General features: G+C 67.9%; 23 protein-coding genes. 14 read left to right on the plus strand and 9 right to left on the minus strand.

What is annotated here, in order from left to right:
* Positions 1–248: 248 nt before the first annotated feature.
* The 3 genes from BJ987_RS27565 to BJ987_RS27575 all read right to left on the minus strand — a co-directional run bounded on the left by BJ987_RS27565 (position 249) and on the right by BJ987_RS27575 (position 3,123).
* Positions 249–1,502 carry a bifunctional 3,4-dihydroxy-2-butanone-4-phosphate synthase/GTP cyclohydrolase II gene (locus BJ987_RS27565; protein WP_209895664.1) on the minus strand — a complete coding sequence of 418 codons (1,254 nt, stop codon included), beginning with the start codon at positions 1,500–1,502 and terminating at the stop codon, positions 249–251.
* 93 nt (positions 1,503–1,595) lie between these two features.
* Positions 1,596–2,207 (minus strand): PadR family transcriptional regulator, encoded by a 612-nt coding sequence (locus tag BJ987_RS27570; RefSeq protein ID WP_209895666.1) that lies wholly within the window; start codon positions 2,205–2,207, stop codon positions 1,596–1,598.
* A 73-nt stretch (positions 2,208–2,280) separates the two neighbouring features.
* Positions 2,281–3,123, minus strand: coding sequence for an IclR family transcriptional regulator (locus BJ987_RS27575; protein WP_209895668.1), 843 nt, complete (start codon positions 3,121–3,123; stop codon positions 2,281–2,283).
* 258 nt (positions 3,124–3,381) lie between these two features.
* Here BJ987_RS27575 and BJ987_RS27580 point away from each other — a divergent pair, with 258 nt between their 5' ends.
* The 4 genes from BJ987_RS27580 to BJ987_RS27595 are packed head-to-tail and all read left to right on the plus strand — an operon-like array spanning position 3,382 to position 6,239.
* Complete coding sequence (locus tag BJ987_RS27580; RefSeq protein ID WP_245366155.1) at positions 3,382–3,912, plus strand: flavin reductase family protein; 531 nt, start codon at positions 3,382–3,384, stop codon at positions 3,910–3,912.
* 48 nt (positions 3,913–3,960) lie between these two features.
* Positions 3,961–5,091, plus strand: coding sequence for a 3-ketosteroid-9-alpha-monooxygenase, oxygenase component (locus tag BJ987_RS27585; RefSeq protein WP_209895672.1), 1,131 nt, complete (start codon positions 3,961–3,963; stop codon positions 5,089–5,091).
* Between the two features lie 3 nt (positions 5,092–5,094).
* A complete protein-coding gene (locus tag BJ987_RS27590; RefSeq protein ID WP_209895674.1) occupies positions 5,095–5,313 on the plus strand; it encodes a hypothetical protein in 219 nt (72 codons plus the stop codon).
* A 44-nt stretch (positions 5,314–5,357) separates the two neighbouring features.
* Positions 5,358–6,239 carry a VOC family protein gene (locus BJ987_RS27595; protein WP_209895675.1) on the plus strand — a complete coding sequence of 294 codons (882 nt, stop codon included), beginning with the start codon at positions 5,358–5,360 and terminating at the stop codon, positions 6,237–6,239.
* Positions 6,240–6,273: 34 nt separating this feature from the next.
* Here BJ987_RS27595 and BJ987_RS27600 read toward each other — a convergent pair whose 3' ends face one another.
* The gene (locus tag BJ987_RS27600) at positions 6,274–7,044 is read right to left on the minus strand and encodes an SDR family NAD(P)-dependent oxidoreductase (protein ID WP_209895676.1); all 771 of its coding nucleotides are present in this window, start codon (positions 7,042–7,044) and stop codon (positions 6,274–6,276) included.
* A gap of 58 nt (positions 7,045–7,102) precedes the next feature.
* Here BJ987_RS27600 and BJ987_RS27605 point away from each other — a divergent pair, with 58 nt between their 5' ends.
* Entirely contained in the window at positions 7,103–7,489 is a 387-nt protein-coding gene (locus tag BJ987_RS27605) for a MerR family transcriptional regulator (protein WP_209895677.1), read from the plus strand.
* A 53-nt stretch (positions 7,490–7,542) separates the two neighbouring features.
* Here BJ987_RS27605 and BJ987_RS27610 read toward each other — a convergent pair whose 3' ends face one another.
* A complete protein-coding gene (locus BJ987_RS27610; RefSeq protein ID WP_209895678.1) occupies positions 7,543–7,809 on the minus strand; it encodes a three-helix bundle dimerization domain-containing protein in 267 nt (88 codons plus the stop codon).
* Positions 7,810–8,235: 426 nt separating this feature from the next.
* Here BJ987_RS27610 and BJ987_RS27615 point away from each other — a divergent pair, with 426 nt between their 5' ends.
* From BJ987_RS27615 to BJ987_RS27625, 3 genes are all read left to right on the plus strand, one after another.
* Complete coding sequence (locus BJ987_RS27615) at positions 8,236–8,718, plus strand: nuclear transport factor 2 family protein (RefSeq protein WP_209895680.1); 483 nt, start codon at positions 8,236–8,238, stop codon at positions 8,716–8,718.
* Between the two features lie 56 nt (positions 8,719–8,774).
* The gene (locus tag BJ987_RS27620) at positions 8,775–9,401 is read left to right on the plus strand and encodes an MBL fold metallo-hydrolase (protein WP_209895682.1); all 627 of its coding nucleotides are present in this window, start codon (positions 8,775–8,777) and stop codon (positions 9,399–9,401) included.
* 78 nt (positions 9,402–9,479) lie between these two features.
* A complete protein-coding gene (locus BJ987_RS27625; protein WP_209895684.1) occupies positions 9,480–10,541 on the plus strand; it encodes an aminotransferase class V-fold PLP-dependent enzyme in 1,062 nt (353 codons plus the stop codon).
* Here BJ987_RS27625 and BJ987_RS27630 read toward each other — a convergent pair.
* Positions 10,538–11,140 carry a DUF2867 domain-containing protein gene (locus BJ987_RS27630; protein ID WP_209895686.1) on the minus strand — a complete coding sequence of 201 codons (603 nt, stop codon included), beginning with the start codon at positions 11,138–11,140 and terminating at the stop codon, positions 10,538–10,540. The genes BJ987_RS27625 and BJ987_RS27630 overlap by 4 nt on opposite strands.
* Positions 11,141–11,259: 119 nt before the next feature.
* Between BJ987_RS27630 and BJ987_RS27635 the strand changes: the two genes are divergently transcribed.
* Genes BJ987_RS27635 through BJ987_RS27645 form a run of 3 tightly spaced genes read left to right on the plus strand, consistent with a single transcriptional unit; the run spans position 11,260 to position 15,321 of the window.
* Entirely contained in the window at positions 11,260–12,057 is a 798-nt protein-coding gene (locus BJ987_RS27635; RefSeq protein ID WP_209895689.1) for a helix-turn-helix domain-containing protein, read from the plus strand.
* Positions 12,058–12,088: 31 nt separating this feature from the next.
* Positions 12,089–14,293 (plus strand): TRAP transporter permease, encoded by a 2,205-nt coding sequence (locus BJ987_RS27640; protein ID WP_245366156.1) that lies wholly within the window; start codon positions 12,089–12,091, stop codon positions 14,291–14,293.
* Entirely contained in the window at positions 14,290–15,321 is a 1,032-nt protein-coding gene (locus BJ987_RS27645; RefSeq protein ID WP_209895691.1) for a TAXI family TRAP transporter solute-binding subunit, read from the plus strand. The genes BJ987_RS27640 and BJ987_RS27645 overlap by 4 nt, the downstream gene beginning before the upstream one ends.
* Before the next feature lie 84 nt (positions 15,322–15,405).
* On the opposite strand, the gene lipP1 is transcribed toward BJ987_RS27645, so the two are convergent.
* From lipP1 to BJ987_RS27660, 3 genes are all read right to left on the minus strand, one after another.
* On the minus strand, positions 15,406–16,350 hold the full coding sequence (gene lipP1 / locus BJ987_RS27650; protein ID WP_209895693.1) for a LipP1 family hormone-sensitive lipase: 945 nt from the start codon (positions 16,348–16,350) through the stop codon (positions 15,406–15,408).
* 65 nt (positions 16,351–16,415) lie between these two features.
* On the minus strand, positions 16,416–17,174 hold the full coding sequence (locus BJ987_RS27655; RefSeq protein WP_209895695.1) for a glucose 1-dehydrogenase: 759 nt from the start codon (positions 17,172–17,174) through the stop codon (positions 16,416–16,418).
* Positions 17,175–17,189: 15 nt separating this feature from the next.
* Positions 17,190–18,323, minus strand: a complete 1,134-nt coding sequence (locus BJ987_RS27660) for an LLM class flavin-dependent oxidoreductase (protein ID WP_209895697.1) — start codon at positions 18,321–18,323, stop codon at positions 17,190–17,192.
* A gap of 127 nt (positions 18,324–18,450) precedes the next feature.
* On the opposite strand from BJ987_RS27660, the gene BJ987_RS27665 reads away from it, so the two are divergent.
* From BJ987_RS27665 to BJ987_RS27675, 3 genes are read left to right on the plus strand one after another with little or no spacing between them, the layout of a single operon-like run.
* Positions 18,451–19,215, plus strand: coding sequence for a glucose 1-dehydrogenase (locus BJ987_RS27665; protein WP_209895699.1), 765 nt, complete (start codon positions 18,451–18,453; stop codon positions 19,213–19,215).
* Between the two features lie 13 nt (positions 19,216–19,228).
* Entirely contained in the window at positions 19,229–20,914 is a 1,686-nt protein-coding gene (gene kstD, locus BJ987_RS27670; protein WP_209895701.1) for a 3-oxosteroid 1-dehydrogenase, read from the plus strand.
* Positions 20,895–21,623: a glucose 1-dehydrogenase gene (locus BJ987_RS27675; RefSeq protein ID WP_209895703.1), complete on the plus strand. Its 729-nt coding sequence runs from the start codon at positions 20,895–20,897 to the stop codon at positions 21,621–21,623. The genes kstD and BJ987_RS27675 overlap by 20 nt, the downstream gene beginning before the upstream one ends.
* Positions 21,624–21,628 lie beyond the last annotated feature (5 nt).

Below are 21,628 nucleotides of genomic sequence, written 5' to 3' on the forward strand. Positions count from 1 at the left end.
CAACCGACGGACTCTCCGCCTGACCTCATCAGGAAACCAGCAGCGCACGGCACGTCGGCCGCGAACGTAAATACTCCATAGTGAAACGCGCACGATTCGGCAATCCTGGGGCAAATCGCCCGGATGCCCCGGTGCCGACTACGCCGAGAACCGGAAAAGCTTCACCAAGCCGCACCGCGCCGGGCACCGTAGCGACACCGCGCACGGTCCGGCCGCGGCATTCCAGCTACCGATTCCGCGTGACTACCTCACGAGGTGGCCCGCTGCGGTGCCGCGTCGATTTCGGCGAGTTGATGATTCATCCGGTCGCGTTTGGCCCGCAGGTAGCGGATGTTGTGTTCGGTGGGCACAGCCTGCAGGGGCAACCGCTGCAGCACGGCGATGCCATGCGCCTCGAGACCCGACTGCTTGGCGGGATTGTTGCTCAGCAACCGCACCGAGCGAACGCCCAGATCGGCGAGGGCCTGCGCACCGGCGGTGTACTCCCGAGCGTCGACCGGCAGGCCCAGCGCCAGGTTGGCTTCGACCGTGTCGGCACCGCGATCCTGGAGTTCGTAGGCGCGCAACTTGTTCAGCAAACCGATGCCCCGGCCCTCCTGTCCGCGCAGGTACACCACCACCCCGCTGCCCGCCTCCGCCACCAGGCGCAGCGCCGCGTCCAGCTGGTCGCCGCAATCGCAGCGCAGCGAGCCGAACGCGTCGCCGGTGAGACATTCCGAGTGCAAACGGGCCAGCACGCCGTCGGTGCCCAGCTGACCGAAAACCAGTGCGAGCGTTTCGGTTCCGGTGACCTCGTCGCGATACCCGAGGACCCGGAAATTCCCGAACCGCGTGGGCAGCCTGGTCTGCACCACCCGGCGCAGGGTGCGTTCGGTGCGCCTGCGGTAAGCGATGAGGTCGGCGATGGAGATGATCGGCAAGCCGTGCGTACGGGCGAAGGCGATGAGCTCCGGAAGCCGGGCCATGGAGCCGTCGTCCCGCACGATCTCGGCGATCACGCCGGCGGGCGGCAAACCCGCCAATCGGGACAGATCGACGGCTGCCTCGGTGTGCCCGGCCCGGCCGAGCACACCATCCGGGTCGGCGCGCAACGGGAAGACATGCCCGGGGCGCGTGAGTTCCCTTGCCTGCGTGCGAGAGTCGGCCAGGACCCGCACGGTACGCGCACGGTCGGCGGCGGAGATTCCGGTGCCGACACCCTCGGCCGCATCCACCGAGACCGTGTACGCGGTGCCTTTGGGATCCTCGTTGACCGAAGCCATCGGCGGCAGCCGCAACCGATCCAGCTCTGCCCCGGTCATCGGCGCGCACAGCACCCCGCTGGTGTGCCGCACCATGAATCCGATGGTCTCCGGCGTGGCCATCGACGCGGCCAGCACCAGATCGCCCTCGTTCTCCCGGTTCTCATCATCGACGACCACCACCAGCCCGCCCGAGGCGACAGCGGCGATCCCCGCCTCGATCGGATCCAGCGAGCGCTGTTGCGCGAATTCGGTCCGCATGACCACCTCCTATATGCCTAGTAGAAATATTCCTAGACAGTATGGGAAGGGGGAATCTCGGTGAGCGGGCGCGCGGCGGGCAACCGGATGCGGTCAGGAAACGCGACGGCCCTTGGGTTTCGGCGGGCGCTTCGGGGCGTCGGCGGAAAGTCTGGCGACGTCGGCGAGCAGTTCCTTGGCGAAGTCGCGTTCGGCTTCGTAATGCCGGACGCACCAGCGCAGCACCGCACCGGGATAGGCCCAGTCGGGGTTTTCGTCCGCGCCTTCGGCATCGATTTCGGCCAGTTTGCGCATGCGTTCGGCGTAATCGATGTGCTCGGTGAGGATGCCGCGCAGGCGGTCGGGCTCGGCGAGGTGACCGAGCCAGGCCCGGAGCATGACGCTGTGCTTGAGCACGGGCGCTTCCACGGGAGCGTGATTGACCCATTGGGCGGCCGCGGCCCGGCCGGCCTCGGTGATGGCGTACATGCGCTTGCCGCGCACGCCGTCGTCCTGCAGCACGGTGCGCGAGGTCGCGTAGCCGTGCTTCTCCAGGCGTTTGAGTTCGGCGTAGATCTGACTGAAGGACGGACTCCAGTAGAAGAACTGGAGGCTCCAGTCGGCCCACTTCTTCAGGTCGTAGCCCGACAATTCCTCTGCGTGCGAGAGCATTCCGAGTACGGCCCAGCTGGTGGTCGGCAGCTCCGGCACTGTCGCGTCGGTCATCGGCCACGCCCGGTTCGATCAGTCACGAATCGGACTATATCGGCCAGGCATATTCCTGACCAGGAAAATCCTGCTACCGCCACCGCGCATGCCTCGGGAACAGGCTGCGGCCCGCCTCGTGCGCCACTTCGACCAGGACCCGGGCCAGCCGCGCGGTGTCGAGAGCCGTTCGCTCACCGCTGATCTGAGCGGTCAGCGAGAGGGCGGCCACGGCGGCGCCCCGGCCTCGCACGGGCACGGCGACACAGGCGATGCCCGCCACCGCCTCCTCGTTGTCGACGGCTACGCCTTGGCGATGCCGGATGCGAGCCAGTTCGCGATGCAATTCGGCTCGGTCGCAGATGGTTCGGGACGTGAGCTGGGGTAGCGGATCCCGGAACGACGCCTCGATGATGCTCGGCTCCAGCGACGCGAGCAGCGCCTTACCCAAAGCCGTGCTGTGCGCGGGCATTCGGCCCCCGAGGCGGGTCGGCACATTCGCGCTGCCGCGCCCGCCCGCCTTGTCCAGATAGAGCACCTCGCGACCGTCGAGCACCCCGAGGTGCCCGACCATCCCGGTGCGTTGCGCCAGATCGTGCAGCAGCGGGCTGACCACGTCACGAATCTCGTTGTGGTCGGCGGCGAGTCCGCCGAGTTCGAGGGTGCGCATGCCGAGCCGGTAGCCGCCGGGGGCGTGCGCGAGCCAGCGCAGGCGGATCATCTGGTCCAGGATGCGGTGCACCGTGGAGCGCGGCAGTCCCGTGCGCTCGGCCAGGCCGAGCAGGGTGAGCGTCGGCGTGGAGCCGTCGAAAGCGTCGAGTATCAACGTCATTCGCTCGATCATGGATACCGGCGGTTGCGCCGGCTTGGCGGCCGCTCGACCCGATCCCGTCCACGCTTCGCCGGACTCGGGATGGGTCAGCATCTCGACCGTCATGGTTACCTCCAGTGGTGTAGCGCGTCCAAGCTTAGGAGTATTTCGACTAGGCATGTGCGGTTTCGGCACGCCTACTTGTGTTCCCCATCACAGTGCCGACCCGGCCGAGCGGGCGAATCCCGGAAACTACGTAGATCGCTACGGATCTTCTCGGTAGCCGGAATTCGTCCTTGACACCCCCGCGCGGCCCCAGCTTACTTTCATGGCGAAACGGAATATGTCTAGTCGAAACTTCGTCGTGAAAGGATGGCAGCCGATATGGCCGTCGACCTCGACTTCAAGGCCGTCCTGGGCCGGTTCTGCACCGGCGTCACCGCCGTCACCGCATTGGACGCGGAGCAGCCGCTCGGATTCGCCTGCCAGTCGTTCTCCGCACTCTCGCTGGACCCGCTCGCGGTCGCGATCTTCCCCGCCCGGACCTCCACCACCTGGCCGCGCATCCGCGAGATCGGCCGCTTCTGCGTGAACATCCTGGCGGCGGACCAGGAGGCGGCGTGCCGGCAGCTGAGCCGAACCGGCACAGACAAATTCGCGGAGCTGAAGTGGACGCGCTCCCCCAACGGCGCGCCACTGCTGACCGGAGCGCTCGCCTGGATCGACTGCACGCTGGCCCAGGAGGTCGACGGCGGTGACCACACCATCGTGGTCGGCCACGTCACCGCGCTGGGCGAACTGCGGGACGCGCCGCCGCTGCTGTTCTACCGCTCGGCGTTCGAACGGCTGGAGCAACGCCCGATGAGTGGGACCACACCTACCGGTCCCCGGCCCGCGGTCGCAGCATCGAAATAACCCAGCCAGTCATAGACCTGACCGAAATACCTTCGGAGGAAACACATTATGACCGACGATCAGGTACGCGTGATCGACACCGGGGCCCCGCCCGCGCGGTACGCCCGCGGCTGGCACTGCCTCGGCCTCGCGGACGCCTTCCGGGACGGAAAGCCGCACACTGTCGCGGCGTTCGGCACCGAGCTCGTCGTCTTCACGGGCGGCGACGGCACCCTGCACGTGCTCGACGCCTACTGCAGGCACATGGGCGGCAACCTCGGCGACGGCACCATCAAGGGCGACACTCTCGCCTGCCCGTTCCACGACTGGCGCTGGAAAGGGAACGGCCGCTGCGCCGGCATCCCGTACGCCCGCCGGGTGCCGCCGCTGGCGCGCACCAAATCCTGGCCCACGCTGGAGCAGAACCGGCAGTTGTTCGTCTGGCATGACCCGGAGGGCAACCCACCCGGCGACGAGGTCACCATCCCGCGGATCGACGGCGCGTTCAGCGACGAGTGGAGCGACTGGACCTGGAACCAGATCGTCATCGAGGGCGCGAACTGCCGCGAGGTGATCGACAACGTGGTCGACATGGCGCACTTCTTCTACGTGCACTTCGCGTTTCCCACCTACTTCAAGAACGTCTTCGAAGGCCACATCGCCAGCCAGTACATGACCTCGCTCGGCCGCGAGGATGTGCAGGGCGAACTGGCCAAAGAGGCCGGCGGGCAGGCTGTGCTGCGCTCGGCGGCGCACTACTACGGCCCCTCCTACATGATCGACAACCTGGTCAGCGAAACCGGCGGCGTGACAGTCGAATCGGTGCTGATCAATTGCCACTACCCGGTGACGCCGACGAAATTCGTCCTGCAGTACGGCGCGATCGTGAAGAAGCTGCCCGGCCTCGCGCCGGAAGAGGCAGATGCCATGGCGGTGCGGTTCGCCGGCGGTCTCGGCCGGGGCTTCGAGCAGGACGTCGCGATCTGGGAGCGCAAGACCCGCATCGACAATCCGCTGCTGTGCGAGGAGGACGGGCCGGTCTACCAGCTGCGGCGCTGGTATGAGCAGTTCTACCGGGATGTCGGCGAAATCGACGAGAAGATGACCGCCCGTTTCGAGTTCGAGGTCGACACCACCCGCGCGGTGAGCGCGTGGGAAGCCGAGGTCGCCGAGAATCTCGCCGCGCGGCGCGGCAGCTGAGACATGGTCGCCGTCTGCTGTCAGGCCTGCGGAAACCAGGTCAGCGTAGTCAAATTCAGCCCCGCGCACACCAGTGTGCAGTGGACCGGAGCCGCGGCACGCACCTGCCCCGAAGCGGGCGACGGCCCGTTCCGCGGCTGTCCGGCTCTGCGGCGCAGCATCGAAGACGCCGTCGACGCAGGCACGCTCGCCTTACACACTCGCGAGCAAGACCTGCTGTAACCACTTCCCCCGCCCACAGCATCGAAAGCCAAAGGAACTCGGCAATGACAATCAGCTCGCTCGGCTATGTGCGGGTCGCGGTCAGCGATCCGCAGGCGTGGCGCACCTTCGCCTTCGACGTCCTCGGCTTCGCGGAGGGCACCGGCCCCGACCCCGACGCTCTCTATCTGCGGATGGACGAGCGGGCGGCCCGACTGGTGCTGGTGCCCGGCGCGGCCGACAAGGTGCTCGCCATCGGCTGGGAAGTGCGCGACTATCGCGCCCTGGCGCAGGTGCGAGACGCCGTGCGGCAGTTCGGGATCGAGGTCACGCAACTGCCGGTGGCGGAAGCCGACGCCCGCCGGGTCGAAGAGGTGATCAGTTTCCTCGACCCGGCGGGCACCACCGTCGAGGTATTCCACGGCCCGGTACTCGATCACTCCCCCGTGGTCAACCAGCACGGAAACCGTTTTGTCACCGAGGGATTGGGCCTCGGCCACGCGGTGCTGCCGGTACCGGACCTGGAGACCGCGTTCCGGTTCTACACCGAAGTGCTGGGATTCCGGCCCCGCGGTGCGTTCCGGCTGCCGACTCCCCCGGAGCACGGCCCGATGCGGGTGCGCTTCCTCGGCGTCAACCAGCGGCACCACAGCCTCGCGCTGATCCCCTCCGGCGGAAAAGAAGGGCCGGGCCTGGTGCACATCATGGTCGAAGTGGACGCTCTCGACGATGTCGGGCGGGCGCTGGACCGAGTCGGCAAGGCCGGCTACCACCTGTCCTCGACGCTGGGGCGACACACCAATGACAAGATGATCTCCTTCTACGTCCGCACCCCCGGCGGCTGGGACCTGGAGTTCGGCACCGAGGGCATCCGCGTCGACGAATCCGCCTATACCGCAGAGGAAATCACCGCCGACAGCTACTGGGGCCACGACTGGTCCCGGTGATCCGGTAGCGCTGGTGCGGGCCGGGTATCCGGCCTCAGCCGAGTCCCTGGGCGAAGCCACCGTCGACGATCAACTCGGTACCCGTGCTGAAGGTTGCGTCGACGGCCAGGTAGAGGGCCGCCGAGGCGACCTCCTCGACCGTTCCGGGCCGGCCCATCGGGGTCGTTTCCTTACCGTCACGGAGGAAGTTCGCGCGTTGTTCCTCGGTCAGTTCGGCCACGCCCATGCTCGGTGTCAGAATGAAGCCCGGAGCGACGGCGTTGACCCGGATATTGCGCGGCAACAGCTCAGCGGCAAGCACTCTCGCGAACGCGCGAACCGCTTCCTTCGCCGCCGAATAGGCGCTGAGCCCGGGGAAGATGCGGTCATTGGAGACCGTCGTGAAGACGATGCCGCCGCCCTCATTGATCAGTGGAGCGAGCCGCCGCACCGTGAAGAACGCACCCTTGGCGTTGACATCGAAGACGCGATCCCAATGATCGACGGTGGCTTCGTCGAGGGTCTTGAACTCCGCGATACCGTGATTGACGAACAGGTAGTCGATGCCGCCGAGGCGCTGCTCGACAAGGTGGCCGAGTTCCTCGATATCCGCGGCTTTCGTCGCGTCGGACCGGACGATATGCGCCGCGGTCGTATTCAATTCCGCACGCGCCTGCGCGATTCCGGCCTCCTTCCGCCCGGTGAGTACCACCTCCGCGCCGCGAACCAGCAGCGACTGCGCGATCGCCAGCCCCATGCCGTGCGTGCCGCCGGTGACCACAGCTTTCTTGCCCGCCAATGGTTTCGAGATTTCGTATTCGTTCATAGCGCTAAGCTAAAGTCTCACGTCAACGTGAGAGTCAACCATCCGAGACGGGGGTCACATGCGAATCGGCGAACTGTCTCGCAAGACCGGCATGAGCGTCCGAGGGCTGCGCTATTACGAGGAGCAGGGGCTGTTGCGGCCGGAGCGCCGTGCCAGCGGTTACCGCGAGTTCCGCGAATCCGACGTGGAATCGGTGCGGCGCATCCGCATCCTGATCGCGGCCGGTGTGCCGACCCGGGTGATCGCCGAGGTATTGCCCTGCATGGTCGACGAGGGTCGCTATCTGGCGCCGACCTGCGCGGAGATGGCCGAGGATCTCCGTGTGGAGCTGGAGCGCATGAACCGCGATATCGCCGAGCGGGAGGCCGCGCGCTCGATCCTGCGGGCGATCCTCGCCACCGAGCCGGGCGCTGACGCCGAACCCGCACGCTACAGCGAGGTTTGAAACATCCCTCGGTCCCCGGCCGCACCCCGACGATCGGGCAACTGGACCAGGCCCTAGTGCCCGGCGGACGTGGACTGCTCCGCCGCGGCCGCGCGCAGTAGTTCCCGGGTATAGCGTTCGGCCAGCAGGGGCAGGAACTGTTCCAAGGTGGCGTCCGCGGCGAGGCGATCGTACGCGGCGCGCAGCATGCCTTCGATGGCGGCCTCGTCGGCCAGGCCGGCGAACTCCTCCTCCAGCCGGTTGACGGCGAAGCGTAGCGCGGTTTCCTGGTCGAGGGCGGGATCGTGGGTGCGGGTGCCGGTGGCGGGACTCTCGGTCACGGCAGACTCCTCGGTGTCGACGATTCCAGGCGCGGGCCGCGCCTATCCGGCGAGTACCCCGCCCGACGTGCGCGCTGCCGCCGTCAGGGCGCTGACCGGGACTGTTCATCGACAATTCACCTGCCGGTTGCCGGGTGACGCGGATTCGCCGCTGGTCGCGCGGCACTCCGCTGCACGCACACAACGATTCGTTCGAGCGGGTCTATCCGGTCCGGGCCCGCGACAACGGTGCTGGCCAATCTCACCGGAAGCAACCAGGTGGGTGACTGCCGGGGCGGCAGCGGCGGCTGGGGCCGGACGGCGCGCGGATCGCCGATGCCGGGGCGCAGCACACCGGGTACGCGCTCGTCCACATCCCGTCCTGAACACCGGAACGGCGCTGGCAGAGTGGTTGTCTGGGACCACCGCGCGTGCGAGCCTGTGCGGATGGATCTCGCCGCTCTCGAAGCCGTCCGCCAGCTGAAGTATCGCTACTTCCGCACCCTCGATCTGAAGCGGTGGGACGAGTTCGCCGACACCCTCGCCGTCGACGCCGAAGGCCGGTACGGCACCCACGCGATGGGCAAAGCCCTGGTGTTCGACGGGCGCGACGCGATCACCGGCTTCATGCGGCAGAACCTCGGGCCGACGGTCGTCACCACCCACGTGGCGAACCATCCGGAAATCGTGATCGACGGCGAAACCGCCACCGGCTCCTGGCTTTTCGAGGACACCGTGATCGCCACCGAATACGGCGTCCTGATTCGCGGCGCGGGCTACTACACCGACAGCTACCGCCGCGACACCGACGGCCGCTGGCGCATCACGGCGACCAGCTATCAACGCATCTACGAGTCCTCGCAGTCACTGGCCGACACACCGAGCTACCAGATGCTGACGAATATGTGGGCGAGCGCCGGAACCGACTGACCCGCCCGGGGAGCGCGACTACGCTCGAGAGCGACAGCATCGAGACGGAGCAAGTCATGAAACAGATTTCCGCTGATCTCTGGCAGACCGAGACGCTGAGCCCCTTTCCCGGGTTGCACACCAACGCCTATCTGTGGACCTCACCCGAGGGAAATGTGTTGTTCTACAACACCACCCACGAGCACGAGTTCGAGCACATGGCCGAACTGGGCGGGGTGGCGCACCAGTACCTGAGTCATCGCGACGAGGTCGCCTCCTCGCTGGCCACGATTCGGGAACGGTTCGGCGCGCAGTTGCACATCCACCAGGCCGACGCCGGCGAGGTCACCCAGACCACCGTCGACGACCCGTTCGATACCCGGCATTTCGCGGTCGGCGGGCTGGAGGTCATTCCGACGCCCGGCCACACACCGGGCAGCGCCTGCTTTCTGGCGACCGTGTCCGGACGGCGGCACCTGTTCACCGGTGACACCTTGGTGCTCGGCGAAAAGGGTTGGTGGGCAGGCTATATCGAGGGGCACAGCGATCGTGACACCCTGGTGTCCAGTCTGGAGCGGATCGGTCGGCTCGCCCCGGAGATCGTGGTGTCCAGCGCGTTCATGACCGACTCCGGAGTGACCGAACTCGGTGACCGGCAGTGGGCCGACTGTGTCTCCGAAGCACGCGCGGGGCTGACCGGCTGACGCCGATTGGCAGAAGATCGGTCCAGTTTGGCGGTAGTGGCGCTGGACGGTCCGCGGACGCGAGGCCATGCTCGGGGTATGTCCCTCGCTCCCGCCGAATTCGCCCCCGAGACCGTCTACCTCAATACCGCCTCGCACGGTCTGCCGCCGGCGCGCGCGCTGGCGGCGCTGCGGGAAGTACAGGACCGATGGGCCGCCGGTCGTGGCGCGCCGATGGTGCACGACGATCTGGTGCCCGCCATCCGCACGGCTTTCGCCCGGTTGATCGACGGGGCGACGGCGGATCACATCGGTCTGGGCAGCACCGTTTCGGCGCTGATCGCGCCCGTCGCGGCGGCGTTGCCCGCGGGCGCGGAAGTGCTTGTCGCCGAAGGCGAATTCGCCTCGGTGACGATGCCGTTCCTGTTCCGCGGCGACCTCGCGGTACGCACGGTGCCGCTGGAGCGGCTGGCGGCAGAGGTGCGACCGGAGACGGCGCTGGTCGCGGTCAGCGTGGTCCAGTCCGCGGACGGCCGGATCGCGGACACCGCGTCGCTGCGCGAGGCGACCCGGGCCCACGGCGCGAAACTCCTGCTCGACGCCACCCAGGCGGCGGGCTGGTTCCCGCTACGGTTCGCCGACGCCGACTACTGGGTGTGCGCGAGCTTCAAATGGCTGATCGGAGCGCGCAGCGTCGCGTTCTTCGCGGCCACCCCGGAGGCCGCCGACGAGCTGCGACCGGTCGGGCCGGGCTGGTATGCGGCCGAGGACCGCTGGGCCGAGCTGTACAGCCCGGTCGCTCTGCCGTCCACCGCACGGCGTTTCGATCAGACCCCGGACTGGCTGGGCGTGGTTGTCGCGTCCTCGGCGCTGGAGTTGATCGAGGAACTCACCATCGAGAAGATCCACGGGCACAACCTCGGCCTGGCCGAGCGGTTCCGCGCCGGCGTGGTGGATCTCGGGTACCAGCCGCTGGCGCAGGCGTCGGCGATCGTCACCGTTCCGGGCGCCGATGCCGCCGCGGAGCGGTTGGAGCGGGCCGAGGTGCTGGCCTCCGCCCGCGCCGGTGGACTGCGCTTCTCTTTCCACCTCTACAACACCGACACCGACGTCGACCGCGCGCTCGCCGCACTCGGCGAGCGCCGAGGGGCGGGGATCTAGGTTGCCGGACGCCCGCTCCGATCAGCACGAGTTGCCCAGCCGCGCTTGATCATCGACATCAAAGCCGGATACACCAGCAGGTAGCGGAACGGCAGGATCAGCGCCATGTAGAGCCTGCCGAGCAGGCCGTTGGGTTTGGTCAGCACCGCCATCTGGCCGCGGTAACCGCCCGCGCCGTCGGGCACCCAGCCGATGTGCATGAGCCCGTGCACGGTTTTGTTGGCCATCTCGGCGACCCACTCGGTGTCGGTGCGGTACACCGAGGTGAACGGCACCGAGGCCGGATCGGGACCGCGTGGGCCCTCGCGGAGATCCGCGGGCAGCCGGTCGCGCACCGTGGCTACCCGTTTGCCGACTCCGCTGCCGGGTTTGTCCAGGCCGAGCAGCGCGCCCAGTTTCCAGCGGAGCGCGAACAACAAGCGGTAGCTCGCGGCGGGCTCGGCGTCGCTCTTGTCGGAGGCGAACCAGTCGACCAGTTCGGGGAAATCGTCCGGACCGCCCGGGGTCGGCATGGCCCACACGTCTTCGACGATGAAATCGCCGGCGATGTCGTGGATTCGCCACGGGTGCGCGGAGTGCGCGGATTTCGGAAGCCTCATCGGTGAGCCTTTCTTCGGTACCGGCCGGCGACAACCGGTGACGTCGACGGGGTGGGTGCGCACAGCGTCACAGTGCGATGCGGTAGGTCGGCCCGGGGTGCCGGTGCGACCATGGGCTTATGCTCGACCAGCCGCGCTCCTGGCGTCTTGAACGAAACGGCAACGCCACGTTCGTCGCGGTCGCGGCCGAGTTCGCCTGTATCGCCGAGAGTTCCGCGGTGGAACCGAGAGGGTTCCGGCACCCGGCCTGGCAGCTGGTGCTGTCGACGGGTGCGCCGGTGGTGGTGCGTGACGAGCGCGGAGCAAGCGTCACCGGTCCGGGAATCCTGGTGTCGCCCCGGACATTCCGCGTATTCCGCTATCCGGCGGGTTATGTCTCGCTCTGGATCGATCCCTATCGGCTCGCGGGTGCGCCGGGTATCCACGCCCTCGATGACGCCCAGGCCACGCGCCTGCTGAGCGGACTCGGCACGGAGCTCGAACCGGACCGGCTGGGCGCGGCGCTCGACCGGGCACTCGGCGCTACCGCCTCGCTCGACCCGCGGGTGCGCCGAGCCCTCGAGCTACTGGAGGACGGTTACTCCGCCGAGGAGCTCGCGCGGCGAGTGGGGTTGTCGCCCAGGCGGTTACGGCAACTTTGCTCCCATACCGTGGGATGTTCGCTGAGTACGCTGCGGCGCTGGCACGCGCTGCGCGAGGCAGTCGTCCAGTTACCTTTCCGCCCGACCGCCGAGGTGGCCGTACAGACGGGTTTCGCTGATCAATCGCACCTGGTCCGGACCACGGTCGCGATGGGCGGAGTCACTCCCGGCGCGATGTTCGCCCGGTGGCGGGCAACCGGGCTCGATCCGAGTGTGGGCATCCCCACACCTAAGGAACAGTTAATGTTCAGGACCACAAGTTTGAAAACTCTGTGATCTTGACCTAGTGCGTTGATATCGTCGCGCCATGTTGGACTCGCAGGACGCTCGATCGGGGGGCGAGCCGTCCGCAGAGCGACGGCAGCAATCCGAGCAGCCCGAGCTGAAGAAATCCCCGCCGGACGCGATCGAGCCGGAAAACGATGCGGCCGTGCCGGTGGAGCCCGGGAAATTCGAGACCACGCGGGTCGAATTGCCGGATGAGCCAAGGCAACTCCCGGACGCCATCGAAGTCGACGACGAGGAACGTCCGGCGCGGGAGCTGACCGGCTGGCCGGAGCGGATCGTCGCGACCGTCGCGTTCGTCGTGGCGCTGCTGGCGCTGTGGCAGGTGTTCCGCCCGCTACCACAGGGCAGCCAGTACTACCTGGTGGTGTTCCTGGCCGGGACACTCCCGCTGGTCTTCCTGGCCTATCGGTCCGGAATCCGCTGGCTGGACCGGGAATCCGGCCCGGGACCGCTGGACTGGGCCCTGACCGCGGTGGCCGTACTGGTATGCCTGTACCCGGTGCTGCCGTTCCAGATCGGTTCCGGCGGTGGCGGTTACGACGACTTCCTGGATCGGCAGGCGCTGTTCGATCCGGTCGACGTCGCCATGGGCACGATACTGCTGCTCCTGGTGCTGGAAGCTTGCCGCCGCACCACCGGCTGGGTGCTGCCGGTGGTATGCCTGGTGTTCGTCGCCTACGGCTACTACGGCGGCCTGATGCCGCAGGGCTGGTCCATCGCCCATGCGGGACTGGACTTCTCGCAGCTGGTCGACGCGCTGTACAACTCGGCGAGCGGATTCTTCGGCACCCCACTGGATGTCGCGGCCACCTACATCGTGCTCTTCACGCTGTACGGCGCGGTGCTCGAATTTTCCGGCGCCGCACAGTTCTTCGTTGATCTGTCGGTGTCGGCGTTCCGGCGTTCGCGCACCGCGGCCGGCCGTACCACCGTGGCCTCCGGGTTTCTGCTCGGCACCGTGTCCGGGTCGGGCACCGCCACCGCGGTCAGTGTGGGCGCGGTCACCTGGCCGATCCTGCGCAAAGCCGGATATCCGCCCGAGCAGGCCGGCGGCATGCTGGCCGCGGCGGGTGTCGGCGCGATCCTGTCCCCGCCGACCCTCGGTGTCGCGGCGTTCATCGTCGCGGAATATCTCGAAGTCTCCTACGTGACGGTGCTCGGCTGGGCGCTGATCCCGACTCTGCTGTACTACCTGGGCATTCTGCTCGCGGTGGAGATCGACGCCCGGCGACTGGGTACCCGGCCGGTGGAGATCGCGACCACCTCGGTGTGGCGGCTGCTGGGCCGTTTCGGCTACCACTTCCTGTCCCTGGTCGTGATCGTGGTGCTGCTGCTCATCGGGGTCAGTGCCACGAAGTCGGTGGTGTACGCCACGGCCCTGGCCTTCCTGCTGGCCTTCCTGGATTCCAAGACCCGCGCTCGCGCCCGGTCACCGCGGCAGGTCTACGCCGCGCTCAGCTCCGGGGTGCGGTCGGCGCTGCCGGTGGTCGCGGTGTGTACCGCGGCCGGTGTGATCACCGCGATGACCACCAAGACCGGTCTCGGCGCCCAGCTCGCGGCGCTGCTGGTCAAAGCGGCCGCCGCGGTATCGGACAACCAGACCGTAATCCTCGCCCTGACAGTGATTTTCGCCGCTGTCGCACTCGCCATGCTGGGATTGGCGGTGCCGGTCACGGCGTCGTTCATCATCGGCTGGGCCATCATCGGGCCCGCGCTGCTGGAATTGGACGTGCCCGCGCCCGCGGCCGCGATGTTCGTCTTCTACTACTCCGTCCTGTCCGAGGTGACACCGCCGACCGCGCTCGCCGCCGTGGGCGCGGCCGCGATCACCGGCGGACGCACGGTGCCCACGATGTGGCAGACACTGAAGTACGCATTGCCCGCGTTCCTGGTGCCGGTGGTGTTCGTGATGACCGCCAACGGCGAATCCCTGCTCGGCCGCGGCGCCCTGCTCGGCGTGCTGTGGACGACGGTGGTCGCCTGCCTCGCCGTGGCCGCGCTGGCCACCGCCACCGGCGGCTGGATCCTCGGCGTCGGCCCGGCCGGCACGCCGGCTCGCGTACTCGCCGCGATCGGCGGGCTTACGCTGCTGTACCTGGAGCCCGTCGCGATCATCGCCGGGCTGGTCGCGTTGGTCGCGGCCGTCGGTCTCACCGTATTCACCCGACCCGCCGGCTCCGCCGGCAACAAGGCCCCAGGTTTGTCACAAAGGAGGACGCCATGAACACCGTCGCCAAGGGTTTCGTCAGGTCCAGATCGGCGGGGGTGATCGCGGTGCTCGGCGTCGCGGTGCTCTCGGCCGGCCTGCTCACCGGCTGCGGTGGTCGCCGTGACGCGCCGAAGGCCGATGCCGGTGGGGAGGTGAATTGCGAAGTGCACCAGGAGACCCGGGTCGGTATCGCCACCGGTAACGCCACCGGCGTCTACTTCGCGCTCGGAAACGCCTACGCCGAACAGATCTCGCAGGCCACCAACGGCACCGTGAAGGCCACCGCCGCGGAAACCGGCGCCTCCGTGCAGAACATCCAGCAGCTCGTCGCGGGCACCTATCAGGTCGCGTTCTCGCTCGCCGACACCGCCGCCGACGCGGTGCTCGGCGCCGGTAGCTTCGACGGGAAAAAGCAACCGGTGCAAGCGCTTACGCGGCTGTACTCGAATTACACCCAGGTGGTCGTGCGCAATGGCGCGAACATCAACTCGGTGGCCGATCTGCGCGGCAAGCGGGTCTCCACCGGGTCACCGAAATCCGGCACGGAGGTGATCGCCAACCGCGTGCTGCAAGCCGCCGGCCTGAACCCCGACAGCGACATCTCGGCTCAGCGTCTCGATCTCACCAAGACCGTGGACGGGATGAAGGACGGCTCCATCGACGCCATGTTCTTCTCCGGCGGCCTGCCCACCCCGGGCATCACCGACCTGTTCACCTCCGCGCGCGACCAGGTCAAGTTCCTCGACATCGCCACACTCACCTCCGCGATGCAGAAGATCAGCCCGGTCTACGAGGAGGGCACCATCCCGGCCGCCACCTATGGACTCGCGGCCGACGCCAAGACCATCGTCGTCCCCAACTTCCTTCTGGTCCGCGATGACCTCGACGCCAATCTCGCCTGCGTCCTGGCCAGGGCCGTCTTCGACCGCAAACCTCAACTGGAACAAGCGAACTCGGCCGCCAAGGGCATAGTCAAGGACAACGCCCAGAAGACCGACCCGGTCCCGCTGCACCGCGGCGCCTCGCACGCTCTGACGCACTGAGTCCGGCTCTCTCGAACCCCTGCCGTCGACCTGGCATCTCTGCGGAGAATGCCCGGCCGGCGGCAGGACCGTTTCCGACGGTCGCTATCGGCCCAGCGCGGCGCGTAGCGCCGAATACGCCTTGCTCGCAGCCTCTCTCGCATCGGGTAGCTGATCGGCCATGCTGAAGAAGCCGTGGAATTCGCCGTCGTAGCGCAGCACCTCGGTGTCGACGCCCGCCGCCCGCAGCCGGTCTCCGTAGGCCTCACCCTCGTCGCGGAGCGGGTCGTATTCGGCGGTGACGATGTGGGCCGGTGGCAGACCCGAGAGGTCGGTGGCACGCGCGGGCGCCGCGTAGGGGTTGTCGGTGCCGGTGTCCGAGCCGAGGTACTGCTCCCAGTACCAGCGCAGATGGTCGGCGGTGACGAAATAGCCGTGGGCGTTCTCGTGATAGGAAGCCGTGTCGCGGGCCGGGTCCAGCATCGGGTAAATGAGCAGCTGGCAGGCGAGGGCCGGGCCGTTGCGGTCGCGAGCCATGAGGGTGACGGCCGCGGCCAGGTTGCCGCCGGAGCTGTCGCCCGCCACCGCGATCCGGGCGGGATCGCCGCCGAGCGACGCTTTGAGTTCGGCGACCCAGCACAGCACGGCGTAGGCGTCTTCGGCGGCGGCCGGGAAACGGTGCTCCGGGGCCTGGCGATAGTCGACCGAGACGACGATCGCGCCGACGCCGTTGGCCATGGCGCGGCACAGCTGGTCGTGCGAATCGAGGCTGCAAATGGTGAATCCGCCGCCGTGGCAAAAGATTACGGCGGGTAGTTCACCGGTCGCGCCGGCCGGATGATAGATGCGGACCCGGACCGGCGGCGCGCCTTCCGGCCCCGGGACCAGGCGCTCCTCGACCTTGCGGACCGGCACGGGGTCGACCGCGACGGCGGGGCGCGCGGCGAGAATGCGCCGGGCCTCGGCCGCGTCGAGCACTTCGGTGCCCAGCTTCGGGAACGACGCGTCGGCCGCGGTCACGATGGCCCGCGCCTCAGGTTTCAACGGCATCGCCGCCTCCTCACTCTTCGCCGCGCATCCCGCCTCGGGGACCGCGTCTGGGCTGGATGTCCGGATCAGTCGGCCGGCGGGATGAACGGACCTGCCGACAGCCCGCCGTCGATGGCGAGCTCCGCCCCGGTGACGAAGGCGGAATCGTCGGAGGCGAGGAAGGCGACGAGGCTGCCCACCTCCGCCGGGAGACCGACGCGCCCGAGCGGGAGGCTCGGAAAACTGCCGGGGCCGGTGCCGAGCCCGAGGTGGCCGATCATCGGGGTGGCGATCGGGCCGGGGTGGACGGAATTGACGCGGATACCGGCCGGGCCGAGCTCCAAGGCGGCGGTTTTGGTGAGACCGCGCAGGGCCCACTTGGACGCGCCGTAGGCGGCGTGCCCCGGCAGACCTTGCAGGCCGGCCTGCGACGAGATGTTGACGATCGAACCGCCGCCCGCCGCCGACATCGGGCCGACCACGGCCTGAATACCGAGGAAGGACCCGATCAGATTGACCCGCAGGATGCGTTCCAGCTCTTCGGCACTGGTGTCGGTCAACGGTTTGGCGGTGTAGATGGCGGCGTTGTTGACGAGAATGTGCAGGCCGCCGAACGTTTCGACGGCGGTACGCACGGCGGTAGCCCACTCCTCGGCACTACCGACGTCGTGCTGAACGAAACATGCGGCCCGGCCCAATGATTCGGCGGCAGCCAGGCCCTCGGCAGCCAGTACGTCGGTCAGGACGACGCGCGCACCCAGCGCGACGAACAGGCGGGCTTCGGCTTCGCCCTGGCCGCGCGCGGCACCGGTGATCAGGGCGACTTTGCCAGTGAGATCGATCATTTCGGTTTTCCTCTGCTAGCTGCCGCTGTTACGGAAGTGCGGTATGACCTTCTCGCCCCAGTGCCGGATGGTTTCGAGACACGCCTCCTGCGGCACCGTGCCCATCTGGATCAGGCACAGGATCTCGTCCGCCCCCGCCGCTCGCAGGCGCTCCACGTAGGCGATGGCGTCCTCCGGGCTGCCGTAGGCGTGCTCCACGTTGAATACCGAAGTCGCGCCGGGCTTTACCGGGATCTTCGCCTCGTGCAGGTAGGCCAGGTGTTCTTCGGCGGCCTTCTTGATGCCCGCCACCTCGTCGACGCTCGCGTCGACGGCCTCGTCCGGGACCGGGCCCGCGCCGTACCAGTGCTTGATGGATTGAGCGAAGAAGCGCTGGCCGCGCGCGCCGATCTGCTGGGCCTGCTCCCGGTCGTCGAGCACGATGGTCGGGCACAGCGCCGCGAAGTGATCGTTGACCACGGTGGAGACGAACTTCTCCCCCGTCCGCTCGGCAATGGCCGCGTCATAGGTGCGCCGCAGCTCGGCGATCTCCTCGATGCCCGCGAAACCCAGGACCAGCGCGCCGATTCCGTAGTCGGCGGCCAATTTCAGCGTGTCCTTCTTGGTGCACGCCATGAACAGCGGCGGGTGCGGCAATTGCACGGGGCGGGGCAGCAGCGGGTGCGGATCGATATCGAGAAGCTCACCGTGCCACTCGAATTCGCCCTCCGGGTCCTGCCATGCCCTACCGATGATGCGCAGCGCTTCCTCGACCTCCTGGTAGGTGCGGTCGGGGTCGACACCGCACATCGAGGTTTCCTGTGGGGTGGCGCCGCGGCCCGCACCGAGGTTGACCCGGCCGCCGGAGAGCACGTCGAGCATGGCGGCGCGTTCGGCCGCGCGCACCGGATGGTTGAAGTTGAACGGCATACACACCACGCCGTGCCCGATCCGGATACGGGAGGTGCGGGCCGCGACCCAGGTCAGGAAGATCTCCGGGGCGCTCATATGCGCGTACCACTTCAGGCCGTGGTGCTCGACCGCCCACACGGTGTCGAAGCCCATCTCCTCGGCCAGGACCGCCTGCTCGACGCAGTCACGTAACACCTGACGTTCATGAGCGGCGGACGGGTTGGTCATCTGCGCCTCGAAGATCATCGAGAACTTCATGCACTGCCTCCAAGTCTGTGTATGCCTAATAGAAATATTTCCGATGCTTGCGTGGAGGTCAGCCCGATGTCTCGGTGGCTGAGACTGCACCCGCTTCGGTCTCGGACGCGCACTTAGCGTTCGAGCCATGGATCAGGATCGAGTGGGGCGTCTGGCAGGCAAGGTCGCGTTGATCACCGGTGGCGCGCGCGGCATGGGCGCCGAGCATGTGCGGCGGTTCGTCGCGGAGGGCGCGCGGGTGGTGTTCGGTGATGTGCTGGACGACGCGGGCCGGCGACTGGCGGCCGAGATCGGACCCGCCTGCCACTATCTGCGGCACGATGTGACGAGCGAAACCGACTGGGCCGCGGCGGTCGGTGCGGCCCAGGACCGCTTCGGACGGCTGGACGTGCTGGTCAACAACGCGGGGATACTGCGGTTCCAGTCGATCGCGGACATGCCGGTGCGGGATTTCAGCACGATCCTCACCGTGAACGTGACCGGCACCTGGCTCGGGATCAAGTCGGCCGCTCCGGCATTGACCGCATCCGGCGGCGGGTCCATCGTGAACATCTCCTCGGTCGAGGGCTTCATCGGCGCGGCCGGTCTCTCCGCTTACAGCGCAAGCAAATTCGCGATCCGCGGGGTGACCAAGTCCGCGTCACGAGAACTGGGCAAACAGGGCATCCGAGTCAATTCGGTGCACCCCGGCGGAATCGCCACGCCCATGACGGCGGCCGCCGGTTCCGGCGTCGACGGCGGCCAATTCTTCGCCGGCCTGCCGATCTCGCGCTGGGGTCAGCCCGCGGAGGTGACCGAGGCGGTGGTCTTCCTGGCCTCGGACGCCGCGAGCTACTGCACGGGCACCGAAATCGTGGTCGACGGCGGCATGCTGACCGGCGCCGGATACTGAGCGAGGGACATACATGGAATTCGACGTTGTCGTAGTGGGTTCCGGCGCGGCGGGGATGACCGCCGCGCTCACGGCCGCCTATCGCGGGCTGTCGGTGGTGGTGATCGAGAAGAGCGCCAGCTTCGGTGGTTCCACCGCGCGATCGGGTGGCGGGGTGTGGATCCCGAACAATCCGGTGCTGGTGCGCGAGGGCGTGCCCGACAGCCCCGATCTGGCCCGGGTGTATCTGAAAGAGGTTGTAGGCGACAGGGTCCCACAGGCCAAGCAGGACGCGTTCCTGGACAACGGGCCGCGCATGATGGCCTACCTGCAAGAGCGAACCCCGCATCTGCAGTTCGTCTACGATCGCGGCTATTCCGACTACCACCCGGAGAAGCCGGGTGGACTCGCGCAGGGTCGCAGTATCGAACCGGCGATCGTCGACGGCCGGCTACTCGGCGAAGATCTGGCGTTGATCAACCAGCCGACGATGTCGGGCCCGAAGGGAATCGCCTTCACGGTCAGCGATTTTCACGACCTGAACATGATCGGGCGGACCTGGAAGGGCAAGCGAACCGCGGTCCGGGTCGCCGTGCAGGCGGTCCTGAACCGGCTACGCGGGCGCATCCCGCTGAGTCTGGGCAAGGCACTGGTGGCGCGACTGTGGCTGGCGCTGCGGGACGCGGGGGTGCCGGTGTGGCTGAACACGCCACTGTCCGAACTGATCACCGCCGATGGCGCGGTGATCGGCGTACGGGCCCTGCGAGACGGTGCGCCGGTGGAGATCCGGGCCCGCCGTGGCGTGGTACTGGCGGCGGGCGGTTTCGAGCACAACCTCGAGATGCGCGAGCGGTACTTCACCGGACCGGTCAGCACCGAATGGACCGTCGGCGCGATCGAGAACGTCGGCGACGGAATCCGCGCGGGCGAATCGGCCGGCGCGGCATTGGATTTGATGGACGACGCGTGGTGGGGCCCCTCGGTGCGCAACCCGGACGGTCCGCCGTTCTTCTGCCTGGCCGAACGCTCCCAGCCGGGCGGGATCATGGTCAACGCCGCGGGCGAGCGGTTCACCAACGAATCGGCCAGCTACGTCGACGTGGTGCACACCATGTACGAGCGGCATGCCACCGGCGTCGGGCACGTACCCGCGTATTTCGTGATGGATCAGCGGTTCCGGAACCGGTACCTGTTCCTCGGCACCTTCCCGAAAAGACCGATCCCGCGGAAGTATTTCGACGCGGGGATCATCAAGCGGGCCGACACCCTCGAAGCCCTGGCCGGCCAGATCGGGGTGCCCGCGGACAAACTCACCGCGACGGTGCGACGGTTCAACGGTTTCGCCCGCACCGGCCACGACGCCGACTACGGCCGCGGCGAATCCGCCTACGACCGGTATTACGGCGATCCGACCGTGCGGCCGAATCCCTGCCTGGCACCGATCGATCAGGGCCCGTTCTACGCCGTGGAGATGGTGCCCGGCGATCTCGGAACCAAGGGCGGACTGGTCACCGACGAACATTCCCGAGTCCTGCGCGCCGATGGCGCCGCGATCCCGGGACTCTATGCGGCGGGCAACAATTCGGCCGCCGTCATGGGCAACAGTTACGCGGGAGCGGGCGCCACCATCGGCCCCGCCATGGTGTTCGGCTACCTGGCCGCCCAGCATCTCGCCGACCTCGAACACCAAGGAGCAGGATATGGGCAGGGTCAGCGGTAAGACGGTGATCGTCACCGGCGGGGCGCGCGGCATGGGCGCGGCGTTCGCGCGGCGTCTGGTCGCCGAGGGTGCCTCGGTGGTGGTCGCCGACGTACTCGACGAGGGGAAGGCGGTCGCGGCCGAGCTCGGTGCGCGCGCGGCATTCCTTCCGCTCGACGTCACCGACGAAACCGCTTGGCACGCTGTGGTTTCCGAGACGGAACGGCTGTTCGGACCGGTGTCGGGCCTGGTCAACAATGCCGGGATCGTGCACGTCGATCCGATCGAGCGACTCACCGAAGCGGACTTCCGCAAGGTGCTCGACGTGAACCAGATCGGGGTGTTCCTCGGCATGAAGGCCGTGCTGGGGTCGATGCGCCGCGCCGGGAGCGGATCGATCGTCAATATCTCCTCGATCGGCGGCCTCATCGCCTTCAGCAACATCCTCGGCTATGTCGCTTCCAAGTGGGCGGTGCGCGGGATGACGAAGGCGGCCGCGCAGGAGTTCGGCGCCGACCGTATCCGCGTCAATTCGGTGCATCCCGGCGTGGTGGCGACCGAAATGACCGAGCAATCCGAACGCTCGCACGCGATGGTCATCGACCAGCCGCTGCCCCGCGCCGCGACCCCGGAGGAACTGGCCGCCCTGGTGCTGTTCCTGATCTCCGACGAAGCCGGTTACTGCACCGGCTCGGAATTCGTGGCCGACGGCGGCTACACCACCAAGTAAGGAAC

The sequence above is a fragment of the Nocardia goodfellowii genome (genome assembly GCF_017875645.1).
GTDB classification, from domain to species: Bacteria; Actinomycetota; Actinomycetes; order Mycobacteriales; family Mycobacteriaceae; genus Nocardia; species Nocardia goodfellowii.

What these genes read in the sequence shown, in the direction of transcription:
- BJ987_RS27565 (WP_209895664.1), bottom strand. Translation starts at nt 1,502, where the DNA reads ATGCGGACCGAATTCGCGCAACAGCGCTCGCTGGATCCGATCGAGGCG.
- BJ987_RS27570 (WP_209895666.1), bottom strand. Translation starts at nt 2,207, where the DNA reads ATGACCGACGCGACAGTGCCGGAGCTGCCGACCACCAGCTGGGCCGTA.
- BJ987_RS27575 (WP_209895668.1), bottom strand. Translation starts at nt 3,123, where the DNA reads ATGACGGTCGAGATGCTGACCCATCCCGAGTCCGGCGAAGCGTGGACG.
- BJ987_RS27580 (WP_245366155.1), top strand. Translation starts at nt 3,382, where the DNA reads ATGGCCGTCGACCTCGACTTCAAGGCCGTCCTGGGCCGGTTCTGCACC.
- BJ987_RS27585 (WP_209895672.1), top strand. Translation starts at nt 3,961, where the DNA reads ATGACCGACGATCAGGTACGCGTGATCGACACCGGGGCCCCGCCCGCG.
- BJ987_RS27590 (WP_209895674.1), top strand. Translation starts at nt 5,095, where the DNA reads ATGGTCGCCGTCTGCTGTCAGGCCTGCGGAAACCAGGTCAGCGTAGTC.
- BJ987_RS27595 (WP_209895675.1), top strand. Translation starts at nt 5,358, where the DNA reads ATGACAATCAGCTCGCTCGGCTATGTGCGGGTCGCGGTCAGCGATCCG.
- BJ987_RS27600 (WP_209895676.1), bottom strand. Translation starts at nt 7,044, where the DNA reads ATGAACGAATACGAAATCTCGAAACCATTGGCGGGCAAGAAAGCTGTG.
- BJ987_RS27605 (WP_209895677.1), top strand. Translation starts at nt 7,103, where the DNA reads ATGCGAATCGGCGAACTGTCTCGCAAGACCGGCATGAGCGTCCGAGGG.
- BJ987_RS27615 (WP_209895680.1), top strand. Translation starts at nt 8,236, where the DNA reads ATGGATCTCGCCGCTCTCGAAGCCGTCCGCCAGCTGAAGTATCGCTAC.
- BJ987_RS27620 (WP_209895682.1), top strand. Translation starts at nt 8,775, where the DNA reads ATGAAACAGATTTCCGCTGATCTCTGGCAGACCGAGACGCTGAGCCCC.
- BJ987_RS27625 (WP_209895684.1), top strand. Translation starts at nt 9,480, where the DNA reads ATGTCCCTCGCTCCCGCCGAATTCGCCCCCGAGACCGTCTACCTCAAT.
- BJ987_RS27630 (WP_209895686.1), bottom strand. Translation starts at nt 11,140, where the DNA reads ATGAGGCTTCCGAAATCCGCGCACTCCGCGCACCCGTGGCGAATCCAC.
- BJ987_RS27635 (WP_209895689.1), top strand. Translation starts at nt 11,260, where the DNA reads ATGCTCGACCAGCCGCGCTCCTGGCGTCTTGAACGAAACGGCAACGCC.
- BJ987_RS27640 (WP_245366156.1), top strand. Translation starts at nt 12,089, where the DNA reads ATGTTGGACTCGCAGGACGCTCGATCGGGGGGCGAGCCGTCCGCAGAG.
- BJ987_RS27645 (WP_209895691.1), top strand. Translation starts at nt 14,290, where the DNA reads ATGAACACCGTCGCCAAGGGTTTCGTCAGGTCCAGATCGGCGGGGGTG.
- lipP1 (WP_209895693.1), bottom strand. Translation starts at nt 16,350, where the DNA reads ATGCCGTTGAAACCTGAGGCGCGGGCCATCGTGACCGCGGCCGACGCG.
- BJ987_RS27655 (WP_209895695.1), bottom strand. Translation starts at nt 17,174, where the DNA reads ATGATCGATCTCACTGGCAAAGTCGCCCTGATCACCGGTGCCGCGCGC.
- BJ987_RS27660 (WP_209895697.1), bottom strand. Translation starts at nt 18,323, where the DNA reads ATGAAGTTCTCGATGATCTTCGAGGCGCAGATGACCAACCCGTCCGCC.
- BJ987_RS27665 (WP_209895699.1), top strand. Translation starts at nt 18,451, where the DNA reads ATGGATCAGGATCGAGTGGGGCGTCTGGCAGGCAAGGTCGCGTTGATC.
- kstD (WP_209895701.1), top strand. Translation starts at nt 19,229, where the DNA reads ATGGAATTCGACGTTGTCGTAGTGGGTTCCGGCGCGGCGGGGATGACC.
- BJ987_RS27675 (WP_209895703.1), top strand. Translation starts at nt 20,895, where the DNA reads ATGGGCAGGGTCAGCGGTAAGACGGTGATCGTCACCGGCGGGGCGCGC.